The sequence below is a fragment of the Escherichia sp. HH41S genome, assembly GCF_009820115.1.
Classification (GTDB): Bacteria; Pseudomonadota; Gammaproteobacteria; order Enterobacterales; family Enterobacteriaceae; genus Escherichia; species Escherichia coli_F.
This window is the reverse complement of sequence record NZ_VNXE01000119.1, coordinates 327,234-343,346: the sequence shown is the minus strand read 5'-3', so window position 1 is coordinate 343,346 and position 16,113 is coordinate 327,234. Positions and strand designations below refer to the sequence as shown.

The following is a 16,113-nucleotide window of genomic DNA, read 5'->3' as shown; positions in this document are numbered from 1 at the left end:
GGCAATGGAGAGATATGAAGTTGTTTACCATCGTAGGCTATTTAACATAATATACATTATGCGCACCAACATAAACCAAGGCAGAATCCAGTCGTTGGCGGTCATGATTGTCCTGCTCATTAACAACGTCCAAACCCCATATCTTACTTAATACCGTATTCTCGGCTTAACCGACGGTGCAACCTCAACACATTGGTTTCAACTGCCGTCACCACGTTCTCCGGAAAATCTGTCGGTAATGAAGTCTTCACGTTATCCAGTGCTGCCGGAATCATTCTGGCAAAGTCACTCAGGATTTCATGCATCTGCACTTCCGGAAATTTCAGCACCTTTGCTGTCGCCAGAAAATGTCGCGGATAAATTTTATCGATTGCCGTTTTTTTGCCTTTGGATGCGTTAAGCCCCATTGCCAGTTTGAGATCGCTGATGTGTATTCCTGCGCCACCCAATACCGGAAATGCTGAAATGATGTCGTAAAATGGCGTGAGTCGATAACTGCCGCCAGCCTGAATAAATACGGAGAAGTTTTTTGCATGGCCATCCGTTGCGCCAATCAACCACTGGAACACCTGAAACTTCATAAAATCATAGCGATCTTTCAGCGCCTCGCTGGACCCCATCAAAAAAGCCATGATCCGCGCGATGCCTGGGCCTCCATCTGATTCATATTTCACCGATGAAGGTAAACCGAATGTCTGACACATATCCTCCTGTGGCAAGCGAAGTAAAACCGTTCGCTCAGCATTCCAACGCCTGTCAAAACGTTCGACCGCTAACGCGCGCACATTTCCCGCTTTAATGATTTCTGCGTCCGGCACATTCAACCCAAGTTCTTTCGCCAGCAGCAGACAGTAATACTCATTATCAACGCTTTGGCTGAGATCGAGCGTCGCATTGGGCTGCCTGATTTCGCCAATCGGTAATTTAATGATGTGCGTCGTCGGCGTTATTCCTTTCGGAATGCACCAGTCATTGCCTATTCTGAGCAGCGCTGTCTTCTCCTGCGCGCCAGCAACCGAGATGCGAAAGTCATTTTCTTCTCTAATCATGCCTAGAGGGATATCTGCTTTATAAGCCGTTAATACTTCTTCAAGCCTGGCTTCAGTGAGCTGTTCCCATGCCATTATCGGGCGCGTTATGGTTTCATTTTCGGGTAATAACGTTACGGCACCAACGCTATCTCGCCCTATTTCTGACAATAAATCAAACGGTTGCTTGGATTTAGCATGATAACGTTTAACGATCCGGTCACGTACAATCGGGCTATCGGGTAACAGGTTATCGAAGAAGTTAAATACGGCATCAGAGGTGATATTACCCCTCTGCAATGGCAGCGAAAGTGACAACGGTCTGGCATAACGGTTAGCTAACCACTCCGGTGCATACTTAAAGGTGTGCGCGCCATTGGCTAACTTCGTTAACTCGCCTACCCGCTGGTTGTTCATCCAAGTGACAAGTTTAGGCATTACCACTCCAGATCTTGCTGTTCTGTTGATTCTGGCGAGGCATTTTTCGTGTCGCATAGCGTCATTGAGAGTTCAAGCGACTGTAAAATCTTAAAAAATGTCGTGAGCGTGGTATTGTCAGGATTGTTTTCGAAATTGGAAATTGTCGCCTGCTTAATACCGATTTTTTTCGCCAGCTCGCTCTGCGTCCAGCCATTTTGCTGACGAACCAGTTTCATTGCATTCGCTAATTGCGTTGGGCTATAGATCTTCTGAAAGCTCATCATGTCATACGTCCACAGCATATTTATCCGCTCAAGGGGATATTATCAGTTTTATCCTTTAGTGGGGATAAAGTCAATCAGGAAACACATCTTATCCGCTCTACGGGATAAACACTGTGATATCCGCGATCGCGGATAAAAAGGAGGATTTAAAAGTCGTTTGAAGTCGGCAATATTAAGCAGCCGCATGCCATCTTCGACATGCGGCTTATACGGTTTACCAGCTATATTTCACACCCAGCATGCCCTGAGTATCGCTATAGCCTTTATCACCTAGTTGCACACCGACATTCCCCCACAGGCTAAGGTTGTTATTTACTTTCGCCTCAACCCCGGTACGTACTTCACCGAGATTACGCGCACCATCACGGCTTACGGTTTGACCATTCATCTTCACGGCGTAGACTTTGCTGTTGTTGATCCAGTTCGCTTCAATGTAAGGCTGGAACTCACGCTGTTTACCATTGTCACGCTGGTGATGACTGTTCAAGTAGGTTTTCACCCCAAGTCGCGTTTGCACGTTTCCGTCACCTTCCGTTTCAATGCGTGTTCCGTCTTTCCGGGTATGGTCAGAATCTTTCACACCCATCCAGGTGATTTGCACCTGTGGCTGGACGTACCAGGTATTCAGCGTCCCTTCGCTGCCGCTAAATGTTCCCGCTTCAAAGGTATATCCACCCTCAACAGAGGCCGTCACACCGCGAGAATCATAGTCGTCAGCAGAACGGTTATCGGAACTGACGCTGTTATCAAACCAGTTATACAGCGCCCAGCTGTCAACATAAGCGCCGGTCTTATTCGCATCGTTCTGATACCAGGTCGCGTACATCCCAGCGCTGTAACCGCTGATGCGCCCATCCGATTTATAACCCACACGATTACTCTGAGTATTACTGTGCTGATTGGCATAGCCTGCCATGACGCCGAGATGCCAGCGATCCTGCGCGTTGCTACTCCACTGCGCCAAATCGCCGCCTAGCTGCAATACATAGCGGTTAGCCTGAGTATTTAGCTGACCGTCACCGGCCCTTGAACGTTCGTGCCCTCCGACATGACGCATCCACATACTGCTTGCCGAATCCTGAGAATGCAGTGAATCTGTATACTGCGGCTCACCCAGACGGTCGTGTAAACGATGGCTAAACAGCGAGTTGGCTGCGGCAATGTTGCTGATATAGCTTCCGGCCTCCGGGCGATAAACTGATGGGCCTTCCGGATCCACAGCAGGAGGATTATTGATGGGATCGGGTGTATCCGGTGGCGTTACGCCTTCCCATTTACTGGTTAGATACCAGTTTTTCTCGTCATTCCCCTTCCCTTTAGCCAGTGTGTAGACGTAAGCCCCAGCTTCGACAGTTCCGGTGGTCAGCGCGAAGTTACCTGCAGAATTACCGCCAACCTCAATGAGTTCAATACCGTTGACCGTTTGTGCACCGACGCCGCCAATGTTATCAACCCGAACGCGAGTGTTCCCTTGGGTATCGCCTTTCACGTTCATTTTATCCGTGGGTGAATTATCGCCGCCCAGCGTCGCGTTGAACGTCATCAGGCCATTGTTTCCGGTATAGTTGCCGTTAACGGTCAGTACATTCCCCGGTTTCCCCCCTTCGCTATTCATTTGAACCGTGCCACCATTCTCCAGATTGCCGCCGATAGTGGTTTTGGCGACACGCAGTGTCCCCCCAGGCATAATGTTCACATCACCTGCAGTGGTGACATTTCCCGACATCACACCGCTGTTATGGATATTAATGTGCTGACTTGCCATATTAATGGCAGAGTCGGAACCGAAAGCAATTTCACCACCCACGATATCCGTCGTACCCTGATACGCCGCGGAATCGTTGTTAAGAGTCAGGATCCCGGTCCCCAGTTTTGTCACATCGCCGCTACCGGTGATACTGTGCGTCATCGCCCAGCTACGCTCAGTGGCGATGGTGAGCAGGCCATTATTGATAACGGAAGCATCACCCAGGTTTTTCTGCTCGTTGACGCTGAGCGCGCTGCCTGCATCGATGTTGAATTGCCCCACAAAGCGGCTATTATCGCCATCCAGCTCTATGTCTGTGCTGGCGGTTGCGCTCACGATACCTTTACCGCTTATGCTATTGCGCAGTTCGCCGGTCACGTTTTTTAGCGTTAACAGACCGTCATTGGCAATATTCCCTCTGCCTAACCCCTGCGTATTGTCGAGGCTGACTTCCGCATTTGGGCTAATGCTGGTTAACGCATTGTAGCGTGCATTAAGCCCCTCGATAGCCAGTGTTCCCCCTGTAACATTCAGGTTTCCGCCACCTGTCAGTTCGCCCTGACTGATCCCACCTTTATTCACCGTCAGCGAACCTTCTTTGAACAAAATAGTCGAACCCATCAGCCCGGTGAATGTCTCTACCGTCTGCTCCGATCCATTAAGATCGACGATGGCCGCGTTGCTGATGTTCAGTTCCCGAGTATTGCCCAGCGCGCCATCCGCATCGGTACGTAATGTCCCCATCTGAACATAGGTTGCCCCCTGATAGTCGTTCTGACCGTTGGAAAGCGAAACCTGTCGCACCGTATTGATTGCCAGATCCCCTTCACCACCGATTTTTGCCGACATATCGGCCGTTGCGCCATAGGCTCCGCCATGTTCGGCTAACGTCAGCGTCTGCCCACCATGGATGTTCAGCGCTTTCAGCCCATAGTTAACATACAAACCATCACCAGGTGCGGTCGTGAGTCGGAATCCATAATCACCCTCGGCGACCACTGTTCCGTTTTGTGCAATGTGTAACGTTTTGTCCGCTTCCACCTCGTCACCCTGTAAATCACGTAACGTTAATGAGCCACCCGACCCAATAACCGTTTGCGCCTTCACCAGTTGAACGCCGACATGGCTATCATCGTGTTCCAGCAAATTGAGCGTAGTCAGAGGGTTATTCGCCATGGGATCATTCCACGGTTTAGGCACGTCGATAAGCACGTCGCCCGTCCCGTTTACCTGATAGTTACGGCCTTTCCAGGTGTAGTCACCCGCGCCGACAACCAGTGTATCGACGCTGATATATCCCTCCGCAAGCGTCGCAGCAGGTATATCCGTATCGAAAGTGAGCGTACCGCCATTCATGGCTAGTCCACCAATGGATTGCTCTCCCACTTTTACCGATGTGGTATTTTCACTGTCAGACTGAAGCATCGCGTGAGTAAGCACAGCGGTGTTGTCGCGTTCCAGTGTGAAGGTACTGTCTTTCAGTTGGGCAACACCGGCGAATTCAGTTCCTGTTGCATGGGTAAAGCCAAACATTTTGTCGGAGGATGACAGCTGCACTCGCATCAAGCCATCGCCTTTGAGCGCATTGGTCAGCGTGTAATCTCCTGCGCTGTTCGTTGATGCGAGAATGTCGAGCGTACCGGGGCTTGCAATGGTTACTTCACTCGAACCCATGCCTGTTACCCCATCTGCCGTATGTGACGCAATAGTCAGGAGGCCGTCATTGACCAGCGTTTTGCCGCTATAAGTATTCCCTGCAGTGAACACCGTATGGCCTGCATCATGCATCACTTTTCCGTCTTTATCGTCACCCGTAATCAGCATATCGACCTGGTAGCCGGCATCACTGTTATTGGTATGATTAAAGACAAAAACGCCTTCGCCAAGACCGAACTCCACCTTCGTCGCATTGGTGATAAACCCGGCATCTGCCGCAGCCTCACCGTGGGCAGCACCAATGTTTAGCGTTCCTACAGCAGGCTCAAAAACACCTAAGTAAACTTCTCCACCTTCGACATTCAGCGTGCCGTTATTCGTCAGGGTTAACGTACCTGTGCCAGTCGTCCCTACGTTCATATTGAATGTTTCAAGAAGAGAGTTCTGCCCATCCACCCGCACGTCGCCCTTACTTTTGTCATTGAGAGCTATCTGTGTATCACGCGCTTTAACTATACCTCCGGTGGTAATATTCAGTTCACCCGTGCCTAATACACCGACCTGTAGCAATTGGGCGTTAGTAGATGACGTTTTTAAATTCCAGAGACTATCCGTTGAAATATTAACTATCCCCTTACCGGAGGCATTTCCTCCGATAAATCCATAGCCCGTTGAATTAAGGGTGGCACCATTACTGACATTTACGATGCCGCTACCAAAATTACCGATATTGATACCTACAGTATCGAACGATGATGTCGCATCCATCAGGTTCAGTGTGCCGATACCGCTTGCTTTATCGCCCAAAAAAGTAATATTTTGCGATACGAACTTACCGCCATCGCTGATATTGAGGTTTCCGACGCCCGCAACACCAATAGTGGTATAGACATTCTTATTGACCTCCCACATCCCCCCCGTGGTGATGCTAACCTTCCCGACGCCGGTTTCTCCATAACCGAGTGAGCTTCCTCCGTTGCTGACAACAAGCCCCTCATTACTGATATTCATTTCGCCGTGGCCGTCATAACCAAGATTAGTTCCGAGATTAGTGATAACGGAGTTCTTATCCTTAACAGTAATGTTGCCTGTGCCTGTTTCTTTCATCCCCGCAGTGATAATTCCCGAATCTACTTTGCCTTCACTCGAGACATTAAGTTCACCGTCGCCAGCATCACCGATATAGATATAGCGGAAAGCTTCGCCCGTTCCGAGGAAATTCCAATGCCCTTTATCGGTCACGTTGACGACACCGTGGGACCCGTCCTGAACGCCCACCAATGAATATTCTTTATTATTAATCAGTCCATTATTGGAAATGTTGACTGTGCCATTACCGAAATATCCATTATAGAGTCTGCGTACCGTGATGACAGAGTCTTGATCCTGCACATTCAGGGTTCCGATACCGGTGAGGTTGCCACCGATAATCGTATTTTCAGCCGTAATCAGCCCCCCATCGCGAATAGTTGCTTCGCCCGTCCCTTGATTACCAATTTGAAATTCAATTGAGGAATCATTATTTTTTATTAGCCACTCGCCACCCTTTTCAACGACAACCTTACCATTACTGTTCGCCTGATATCCTACAATGGCGACTATTGAACTCGTGACGTAACCCTTATCCGTAATATTTAATGAGCCTGTACCGTAACTCCCTATTTCGAATAATTCGGTCGTCAGAACCGAGTCCTCTCCTTCAACATTGACCGTCCCGACGCCTCCTGTCGAAGAACCTATCCTTAAATATCCTCCGTCAACGTGACCCTTCTGTTTAATATTCAGCGTCCCCGTTCCGGATTGACCCACATTTAAAGGCCTTGCATTATTTCCGCTATCATACAATCGCCAGGTGCCACCCAAAACGTTAACGGTGCCCTCTGAGTCCTCATTACCACCAATGACGCTGGTAGTAATAGTGGTTAAGGAGGCATTACCGCCAGCCAAAATATTAAGCACTCCAGTGCCATACCACCCAACCAGGTAGGCATCGTAAGCAACATCAGTATTAATATTGGTAATCTGACCATTATCAACTTCCAGACTCGCACCAGACGCTGAACCGCTTAGTGCCAGCAAAACACCCAGCGTCAATCTACTGAATTTCGTTGTCAATCCAGAGGATTTACGCAAATTAACCGTTGATGTTTTACCTACCCTGCGAGTTAATTCCGAGCAGGCCTGAAATACCTGTAGGGTGCAATTCCATATCACGCGATAGATTCTATTCATATAAACGCTCCATATACAAACAATACAGCCACGAAAGAGATGAGTCATCAGACGTTAAAAATGAAACTTATTAAGTTGTCAGAGGTCTGTATTGAGTGTTGGTTGGAGGTGGGAAGGTGTCAATTTGGCTAATTTGCTAATACTTTCGAATCGATAGATTAAAAATTGCATAGTTCTTATTTTATTTAAAAATGAACCATGAGTTATTGTTGCTTAATAAGAAAACTGTTTCTTTCAATAAGAAGATTATCATCATCATATTTAACAAAGAATAGCACTAATTGCTAAAAATAGAAGTTTATTAAAACCCTTTTTCATCCATTAATGCCTTTAGGAATATTCGATATAAAATAAGGGTTATGCTTAATGCTTTAAGAAAAATAGCAATTTTCCCTTGAATTTAGTACTGGTGATGGAACGATGAATCTGCAAGCTGGCATTTAACAAGCCAGCTCTAAAGAAGGGAAATAAGAATACCAATACTCAAAAACTAACAGCCACAGTCATCATGATGTGGCTGTCAATGAAACTATAACCCAGGCGCTTTCCATAACGACGTCGTCAGTCCATGATCAACCAGCCCCAGCTGATCCTGATAAACAGCCTGCCACTTATCGCGTGAATCCTGATAAAGTTCATGCTTTTCCGGGTCTGGTGTGTGCGTCCGTTCCCAGCGCACCAGGCGTTCTCCGGTTTCTGCCAATGATGAAAAAATTCCGGCACCGACGCCAGCTGCAATGGCACATCCTAATGCGGTGGCTTCTTTGACCACCGGAATATTGACGGGTAATCCCGAGACATCAGCGAGAATTTGACTCCATAATTTCCCTTTTGAACCTCCGCCTGCAAAGACTAACGATGAAGGATGAATATTCGAGAAATCAGCGATTTGCTGCAAGTTACACGCTGATACAATCGCCGCATTTTCTTCCAGCGCACGGAACAATGTCGCTTTGTTACATTTATCCGGATCAATAGACAAATTAATAAAGGAAGGCGCAGCGTGATACCAGGTTTTAAAGCGCATTCTGTCGGAGAATATCGGCATTACGCCCCACGACCCAGGCGGCACACGACTTGCCATCTCTTCAAGCAACGTATAGGTGTCGATGCCTAAACGTTCGGCAATCAGTTTTTCTTCGGCACAGAAAGCATCGCGGAACCAACGCATGGTGAGTCCGGTAAAAAAGCTTATAGATTCAGCTTGTACCATGCCAGGAATAACATGAGGATTAACGCGCACGTTCATTTCTGGGTCTGTCACCGGCGCGGCTAAGTTTACAACTTGCTGCCAGAATGTACCGCCAAGAACAGCGGTTTGTGCCGGACGGACAACGCCTAACCCCAGGCAACCAAGTTGCACGTCGCCTCCTCCAACGACCACCGGAGTGCCCGCCTTCAGACCGCAGAGTTCCGCCGCTTGTGAACTTACCACGCCCAGCAATGTGCCGGTTTCTTTGACAGGAGAAAGAATATCGGCCCGCAGTCCGGCCATATCCAGCAATGCAGGTTTCCAGTCACGGGTGGTTAGATCAAGAAGTCCCGTGGTGCCAGCGTTAGAGGGATCAACCGCCAGTTCACCGCTGAGCATATAGGCCAGCCAGTCGCTGATCATGGTGATGGTCGACGCCTGTCGGTAGATATCAGAACGATGGTGCGCCAGCCAAAGTAATCTGGGAATAGCGCTTAAAGCCAGCGTTTGTCCGGTGGCGCGATAAACTTCGTTTTCAAAGGTATTGTTGTGCAGTTCTTTAAGTTCGCTAACTTCGCGCGCCGCTCTGGCATCCACATTGGCGCAGGCCCAGATCGGTGTTCCTTCATTGTTATATAAAACAATGCCTTCGCGCATCGAACATGCCGAAACGGCAGCAATGTATTCCGGCGCGATACCAGAATTATGCAGCGCCTGGCGCATACACTCACACGCCAGTTGCCAGTTTTTGTTGAGATCAAATTCCATAGAACCAGGAACGTCCGGTACTGCCAGATGCCGCCACTCCGCTTGTCCTACCGCGATTTGATTGCCTTCCAGGTCGAAAATCACAGCCCGGATACTTCCGGTGCCTGCATCCAGCGCCATCAGGTAATGCCTTGATTCTGAAGGGGTAAAGAGTCGAGCCATTAGATTGTCCTCGGCTTATGCGTTCTGTCTGTTCCTCTATACGTTCTCCATCATTCCCGGTAATAAGGTCATGCAAATTTAACCACGTAAAATCGCCGCTGCTGTGTCCTGATCGGTAACCAGTGCGTTGATATAGCCGCCTTTCATTGCAGCGGCAATTGCTTCGGCTTTATTTTCTCCCCCTGCCACGCCGACCCGGACGGGAATGGTCTTCAGCGCGCTTAAAGGTAAGCCAATCAGTTCGTTATGTATTTTAATATCCGTGACAACGTCACCTTTTGCATCAAAAAAGTAGCCTAAAATGTCGCCAACCGCCCCTTTTCGGCCAATCATTAACTGTTCGCCCTGACTGATATAACCGGAGCGAATGATCGTAGCATCATCTTGTTGACTCACGGCACCAATGCCGACAATCGCCACATCCGCAGCTTGTGCGGCTAACAGAACATCTTTGACGCAATTTTCATTTTTTAGCGTATGGGCAATGTCAGCGGAGGATGCCCGCAGCGGAGCCGGAATAATATTCACACTGCACGCCGCATTAAGCTGCCCGATACCCGTCATATAAGAACCGACGCCACCGGAGAGCGTGACCAGGCGAATTTGCTGCGACGAAATAAAACCACTTAAGCGTTGCAGCGTATTCATGGTTGCCTCGCCAAAACCAATCGCCAGCATCTGTTGTGGTTGAAGTAAACTCATCAACATATGCGCCGCGCCTATTCCTAGTCGCCCGCCGACATCAGCATCCGCAAGCCCAGGGATCACCCGGACATGTTGCAGCGAATACTGACAACGTAATTGAGTTTCATATTCCAGACAGCCTTCAAAGCGAGAATTAATCTGCACGCGAATAATGCCGGACTGATGCCCTTTTTCCAGTAATCGCGACACTTTCAAGCGAGTCAGCCCGAGACGCTCGCTGATCTCGCTCTGGGTCAGCCCGTCGTGATAGTAAAACCACGCGATTCGCGCGACCTGTTCTTCTTCACACATTCCCTGTTCTGAAATTGCCGAATCGTTGATTGTCATAATTCATTCTTCACTTTGAACATATTTAAATCTTTAATGCAATTGTTCAGTTCTTGCGCATTTATATCTGTGATAGCAACCACAGTTTGACTCTACGAACATGAACAAACGCAACCGTGAAAATCAAAATAGCATAAATTGTGATCTATTCGTCGGAAATATGTGCAATGTCCACCTAAGGTTTATGAACAAATTGAAAGCAGAAATACATTTGTTCAAAACTCACCTGCAAAACTGAACGGGGGAAACATGCTAACGAGTGATACCCGCGCGTTACCGCTACTTTGCGCCCGCTCGGTTTATAAACAGTATTCAGGGGTTAATGTCCTGAAAGGCATCGATTTTACGTTGCATCAGGGTGAGGTTCATGCCCTGCTCGGCGGTAACGGCGCGGGTAAATCGACGTTAATGAAGATCATTGCCGGTATTACCCCTGCTGATAGCGGTACGCTGGAGATTGGGGGCAACAACTACACCAGATTAACGCCAGTTCATGCTCATCAGTTGGGTATTTATCTCGTTCCCCAGGAACCGCTGCTTTTCCCAAGCCTGTCGATAAAAGAAAACATTCTGTTTGGGCTGGCAAAAAAACAGCTCTCCATGCAGAAACTGAAGAACTTGCTGGCGGCGCTGGGCTGCCAGTTTGATCTGCATAGTCTGGCAGGATCGCTGGATGTCGCCGATCGCCAAATGGTGGAAATCCTCCGCGGGCTGATGCGCGACTCGCGGATTCTGATCCTCGATGAACCTACCGCCTCGCTTACCCCCGCCGAAACCGAACGTTTGTTTAGTCGCTTGCAAGAGTTGCTTGCTACTGGCGTGGGTATTGTTTTTATCTCGCATAAGCTGCCGGAAATTCGCCAGATTGCCGATCGAATTAGCGTGATGCGCGACGGAACCATCGCCTTAAGCGGCAAAACCAGCGAACTGTCTACCGACGACATTATTCAGGCCATCACGCCAGCGCTACGGGAAAAATCGCTCTCTGCCAGCCAAAAATTATGGCTGGAGTTACCTGGCAACCGCCCACAACATGCCGCCGGAACGCCGGTGCTGACACTGGAAAACCTGACCGGCGAAGGTTTTATGAATGTCAGCTTGACGCTTAATGCCGGAGAAATTCTGGGTCTGGCTGGGCTGGTGGGGGCCGGACGCACAGAACTGGCCGAGACGCTCTATGGTCTGCGTACTTTGCGTGGCGGACGCATTATGCTGAATGGTAAAGAGATCAATAGATTATCCACTGGAGAACGTTTACTGCGCGGTCTGGTTTATCTGCCGGAAGATCGCCAGTCATCCGGACTGAATCTCGATGCTTCGCTGGCCTGGAATGTCTGCGCCCTTACTCATAACCTTCGTGGATTCTGGGCGAAAACCGCGAAAGATAACGCCACACTGGAACGTTATCGTCGGGCTCTGAATATTAAATTTAACCAACCGGAACAAGCTGCGCGGACCTTATCCGGCGGCAACCAGCAAAAAATCCTGATTGCCAAATGTCTGGAAGCTTCGCCGCAAGTTTTGATTGTCGATGAGCCGACGCGCGGCGTGGATGTCTCGGCCCGTAATGATATCTACCAGCTGTTGCGCAGCATCGCCGCACAAAATGTGGCTGTGCTGCTTATCTCCTCTGATCTGGAAGAGATCGAACTGATGGCAGATCGCGTATATGTGATGCATCAGGGCGAAATTGCCCACTCTGCACTGACCGGACGCGATATTAATGTCGAGACCATTATGCGCGTTGCCTTCGGCGATAGTCAGCGTCAGGAGGCATCATGCTGAAGTTTATCCAGAACAACCGTGAAATCACGGCACTGCTGGCGGTGGTGTTGCTGTTTGTATTACCCGGTTTTCTCGACCGCCAGTATTTAAGTCTGCAAACGCTGACCATGGTTTATAGCAGCGCACAAATCCTGATCCTGCTGGCAATGGGCGCGACGCTGGTGATGCTGACACGCAATATTGATGTTTCAGTGGGTTCGATTACCGGAATGTGCGCGGTGCTGTTGGGGATGTTATTAAACGCAGGATATTCACTGCCTGTTGCCTGTGTCGCGACTTTACTGCTCGGCTTGCTGGCGGGATTTTTCAACGGCGTCCTGGTCGCGTGGCTAAAGATCCCAGCCATTGTTGCCACCCTTGGCACGTTAGGGTTGTACAGAGGCATCATGTTGCTGTGGACTGGCGGTAAATGGATTGAGGGATTACCCGCTGAACTGAAACAGCTCTCCGCCCCGCTGCTGCTTGGCGTTTCAGCAATTGGTTGGTTGACGATAATTCTGGTGGCATTTATGGCCTGGCTGCTGGCGAAGACGGCGTTTGGACGCAGTTTTTATGCCACCGGCGATAATTTGCAGGGCGCTCGTCAATTGGGCGTTCGTACGGAAGCCATTCGAATTGTGGCATTTTCTTTGAATGGCTGCATGGCGGCACTGGCGGGGATTGTGTTTGCTTCACAGATTGGTTTTATCCCCAACCAGACCGGCACAGGGCTTGAGATGAAAGCGATTGCAGCCTGCGTGTTGGGCGGCATTAGTTTGCTCGGCGGTTCTGGTGCAATTATCGGCGCGGTACTCGGCGCATGGTTCCTGACGCAGATCGATAGTGTACTGGTGCTGTTGCGCATTCCGGCATGGTGGAATGATTTTATCGCGGGCCTGGTTCTGCTGGCGGTGCTGGTGTTTGATGGACGCCTGCGTTGTGCGCTGGAACGTAATCTACGGCGGCAAAAATATGCCCGCTTTATGACGCCACCGCCATCCGTTAAACCCGCTTCGTCAGGTAAAAAACGGGAGGCCGCGTAATGCGTATTCGCTACGGTTGGGAACTAGCTCTTGCCGCACTGCTCGTTATTGAGATTGTCGCATTTGGTGCAATTAACCCGCGGATGTTAGATCTCAATATGTTGCTGTTCAGCACCAGTGACTTTATCTGCATTGGCATTGTCGCCCTACCGCTGACGATGGTGATTGTCAGTGGCGGGATCGATATTTCGTTTGGCTCGACCATCGGCTTGTGCGCCATTGCATTAGGCGTACTGTTTCAAAGCGGCGTGCCGATGCCGCTGGCGATTCTTCTAACCTTTCTGCTCGGCGCATTGTGCGGGCTGATTAACGCCGGATTAATTATCTATACCAAAGTTAACCCGCTGGTGATTACGCTTGGCACGCTGTATCTGTTTGCCGGAAGCGCTCTGCTGCTTTCCGGGATGGCCGGAGCGACGGGGTACGAAGGTATTGGTGGATTCCCGATGGCGTTTACAGATTTCGCTAACCTGGATGTGCTGGGACTCCCCGTTCCGCTGATTATCTTTCTGATATGTCTCCTCGTTTTCTGGCTCTGGCTGCATAAAACCCATGCCGGACGTAATGTGTTTTTGATTGGGCAAAGCCCGCGCGTGGCGCTTTATAGCGCGATTAAAGTTAACCGCACCTTATGTGCGCTCTATGCCATGACGGGGCTGGCGTCTGCGGTCGCCGCTGTGCTGCTGGTATCGTATTTTGGTTCAGCACGTTCCGATCTCGGTGCGTCGTTTCTGATGCCCGCCATCACCGCCGTGGTGCTTGGCGGTGCCAATATTTATGGTGGTTCCGGTTCCATTATCGGCACCGCCATTGCGGTTTTACTAGTGGGATATTTGCAACAAGGTTTGCAAATGGCAGGAGTGCCAAATCAGGTGTCCAGCGCCCTTTCCGGTGCGCTGCTTATCGTCGTTGTCGTAGGTCGTTCCGTTAGCCTGCATCGCCAGCAAATTAAAGAGTGGCTGGCGCGTCGGGCCAATAACCCATTGCCATAAAGGATATCTTCATGACACTTCATCGCTTTAAGAAAATCGCCTTACTTAGCGCTCTTGGCATTGCCGCAATCTCTATGAATGTGCAGGCCGCAGAGCGTATTGCTTTTATTCCCAAACTGGTTGGCGTGGGATTTTTTACCAGCGGTGGCAACGGTGCACAACAAGCGGGTAAAGAGCTGGGCGTTGATGTGACCTACGACGGGCCGACAGAACCCAGTGTTTCTGGTCAGGTACAGTTGATTAATAACTTTGTCAATCAGGGGTATAACGCCATTATCGTCTCTGCGGTTTCGCCCGATGGCTTGTGTCCTGCGCTGAAACGTGCGATGCAGCGTGGAGTGAAAGTACTGACCTGGGATTCTGATACCAAACCGGAATGCCGCTCTTACTACATTAATCAGGGAACGCCCGCCCAGTTGGGAGGTATGTTGGTGGATATGGCGGCGCGTCAGGTGAATAAAGACAAAGCCAAAGTCGCGTTTTTCTACTCAAGCCCCACCGTTACGGACCAAAACCAGTGGGTGAAAGAGGCGAAAGCGAAAATCGCCAAAGACCATCCAGGCTGGGAAATTGTCACTACGCAGTTTGGCTATAACGATGCCACTAAATCGTTACAAACCGCAGAAGGAATATTAAAAGCCTATAGCGATCTCGACGCCATTATCGCCCCGGACGCCAACGCCCTGCCCGCTGCCGCACAAGCCGCAGAAAACCTGAAAAATGACAAAGTTACGATTGTCGGATTCAGTACGCCAAACGTGATGCGTCCGTATGTAGAGCGCGGCACGGTGAAAGAATTTGGCCTGTGGGATGTGGTTCAGCAAGGCAAAATTTCAGTTTATGTCGCGGATGCATTTACGATTTCTGATGTACATTACTTAACCGGAGTACGTTATGGCAGATTTAGACGATATTAAAGATGGTAAAGATTTTCGCACCGATCAACCGCAACAAAATATCCCTTTTACCCTGAAAGGTTGCGGTGCGCTGGATTGGGGAATGCAGTCACGCTTATCACGGATATTTAATCCGAAAACGGGTAAAACCGTGATGCTGGCCTTTGACCATGGTTATTTTCAGGGGCCGACTACCGGACTTGAACGCATTGATATAAATATCGCCCCGCTGTTTGAACATGCCGATGTATTAATGTGTACGCGCGGCATTTTGCGCAGCGTAGTCCCCCCGGCGACCAATAAGCCGGTAGTACTGCGGGCGTCAGGTGCGAACTCTATTCTGGCGGAATTAAGTAATGAAGCCGTGGCGTTATCGATGGATGACGCCGTGCGCCTGAACAGTTGCGCGGTGGCAGCGCAGGTTTATATCGGCAGTGAATATGAACATCAGTCGATTAAAAATATTATTCAGCTGGTTGATGCCGGAATGAAAGTAGGAATGCCGACCATGGCAGTCACTGGCGTGGGCAAAGATATGGTGCGCGACCAACGTTATTTCTCGCTGGCTACCCGAATCGCCGCTGAAATGGGGGCGCAGATTATCAAAACTTATTATGTCGATAAAGGTTTTGAACGGATTGTTGCCGGATGTCCGGTACCCATTGTTATTGCTGGCGGTAAAAAATTACCGGAGCGCGAGGCGCTGGAAATGTGCTGGCAGGCTATCGATCAGGGCGCTTCTGGTGTGGATATGGGGCGTAATATTTTCCAGTCTGACCATCCGGTGGCGATGATGAAAGCCGTACAGGCGGTGGTACACCATAACGAAACGGCTGATCGGGCATATGAACTCTATCTGAGTGAAAAACAGTAACTGCGGATTTAAGGAGAAGAATT

Annotated in this window: 9 protein-coding genes and 1 pseudogene; 5 read left to right on the top strand and 5 right to left on the bottom strand. The window is 49.6% G+C overall.

What is annotated here, in order from left to right:
• Positions 1-143: 143 nt before the first annotated feature.
• The 5 genes from hipA to lsrR form a co-directional block, all read right to left on the bottom strand.
• Complete coding sequence (gene hipA / locus FQZ95_RS23615; protein ID WP_001125414.1) at positions 144-1,466, bottom strand: type II toxin-antitoxin system serine/threonine protein kinase toxin HipA; 1,323 nt, start codon at positions 1,464-1,466, stop codon at positions 144-146.
• Entirely contained in the window at positions 1,466-1,732 is a 267-nt protein-coding gene (hipB, locus tag FQZ95_RS23610; protein ID WP_001296726.1) for a type II toxin-antitoxin system antitoxin HipB, read from the bottom strand. The genes hipA and hipB overlap by 1 nt, the downstream gene beginning before the upstream one ends.
• Before the next feature lie 214 nt (positions 1,733-1,946).
• Positions 1,947-7,367, bottom strand: a complete 5,421-nt coding sequence (locus FQZ95_RS23605) for an ECSE_1600 family autotransporter (RefSeq protein WP_160530767.1) — start codon at positions 7,365-7,367, stop codon at positions 1,947-1,949.
• A gap of 529 nt (positions 7,368-7,896) precedes the next feature.
• On the bottom strand, positions 7,897-9,489 hold the full coding sequence (lsrK, locus tag FQZ95_RS23600; protein WP_088541890.1) for an autoinducer-2 kinase: 1,593 nt from the start codon (positions 9,487-9,489) through the stop codon (positions 7,897-7,899).
• Positions 9,490-9,567: 78 nt separating this feature from the next.
• Positions 9,568-10,521, bottom strand: a complete 954-nt coding sequence (gene lsrR / locus FQZ95_RS23595; protein WP_088541889.1) for a transcriptional regulator LsrR — start codon at positions 10,519-10,521, stop codon at positions 9,568-9,570.
• A 249-nt stretch (positions 10,522-10,770) separates the two neighbouring features.
• Between lsrR and lsrA the strand changes: the two genes are divergently transcribed.
• The 5 genes and pseudogenes from lsrA to lsrF all read left to right on the top strand — a co-directional run bounded on the left by lsrA (position 10,771) and on the right by lsrF (position 16,090).
• Complete coding sequence (lsrA, locus tag FQZ95_RS23590) at positions 10,771-12,306, top strand: autoinducer 2 ABC transporter ATP-binding protein LsrA (RefSeq protein ID WP_000958013.1); 1,536 nt, start codon at positions 10,771-10,773, stop codon at positions 12,304-12,306.
• Positions 12,300-13,328: an autoinducer 2 ABC transporter permease LsrC gene (gene lsrC / locus FQZ95_RS23585; RefSeq protein ID WP_160530765.1), complete on the top strand. Its 1,029-nt coding sequence runs from the start codon at positions 12,300-12,302 to the stop codon at positions 13,326-13,328. The genes lsrA and lsrC overlap by 7 nt, the downstream gene beginning before the upstream one ends.
• Entirely contained in the window at positions 13,328-14,320 is a 993-nt protein-coding gene (gene lsrD / locus FQZ95_RS23580; RefSeq protein ID WP_001222710.1) for an autoinducer 2 ABC transporter permease LsrD, read from the top strand. The genes lsrC and lsrD overlap by 1 nt, the downstream gene beginning before the upstream one ends.
• 11 nt (positions 14,321-14,331) lie before the next feature.
• Positions 14,332-15,174, top strand: a pseudogene (gene lsrB, locus FQZ95_RS23575) (autoinducer 2 ABC transporter substrate-binding protein LsrB); the annotation flags it as partial.
• A 40-nt stretch (positions 15,175-15,214) separates the two neighbouring features.
• Positions 15,215-16,090, top strand: a complete 876-nt coding sequence (gene lsrF / locus FQZ95_RS23570; RefSeq protein ID WP_000774178.1) for a 3-hydroxy-5-phosphonooxypentane-2,4-dione thiolase — start codon at positions 15,215-15,217, stop codon at positions 16,088-16,090.
• Positions 16,091-16,113 lie beyond the last annotated feature (23 nt).

What these genes read in the sequence shown, in the direction of transcription:
- lsrK (WP_088541890.1), bottom strand. Translation starts at nt 9,489, where the DNA reads ATGGCTCGACTCTTTACCCCTTCAGAATCAAGGCATTACCTGATGGCG.
- FQZ95_RS23605 (WP_160530767.1), bottom strand. Translation starts at nt 7,367, where the DNA reads ATGAATAGAATCTATCGCGTGATATGGAATTGCACCCTACAGGTATTT.
- hipA (WP_001125414.1), bottom strand. Translation starts at nt 1,466, where the DNA reads ATGCCTAAACTTGTCACTTGGATGAACAACCAGCGGGTAGGCGAGTTA.
- hipB (WP_001296726.1), bottom strand. Translation starts at nt 1,732, where the DNA reads ATGATGAGCTTTCAGAAGATCTATAGCCCAACGCAATTAGCGAATGCA.
- lsrA (WP_000958013.1), top strand. Translation starts at nt 10,771, where the DNA reads ATGCTAACGAGTGATACCCGCGCGTTACCGCTACTTTGCGCCCGCTCG.
- lsrD (WP_001222710.1), top strand. Translation starts at nt 13,328, where the DNA reads ATGCGTATTCGCTACGGTTGGGAACTAGCTCTTGCCGCACTGCTCGTT.
- lsrC (WP_160530765.1), top strand. Translation starts at nt 12,300, where the DNA reads ATGCTGAAGTTTATCCAGAACAACCGTGAAATCACGGCACTGCTGGCG.
- lsrF (WP_000774178.1), top strand. Translation starts at nt 15,215, where the DNA reads ATGGCAGATTTAGACGATATTAAAGATGGTAAAGATTTTCGCACCGAT.
- lsrR (WP_088541889.1), bottom strand. Translation starts at nt 10,521, where the DNA reads ATGACAATCAACGATTCGGCAATTTCAGAACAGGGAATGTGTGAAGAA.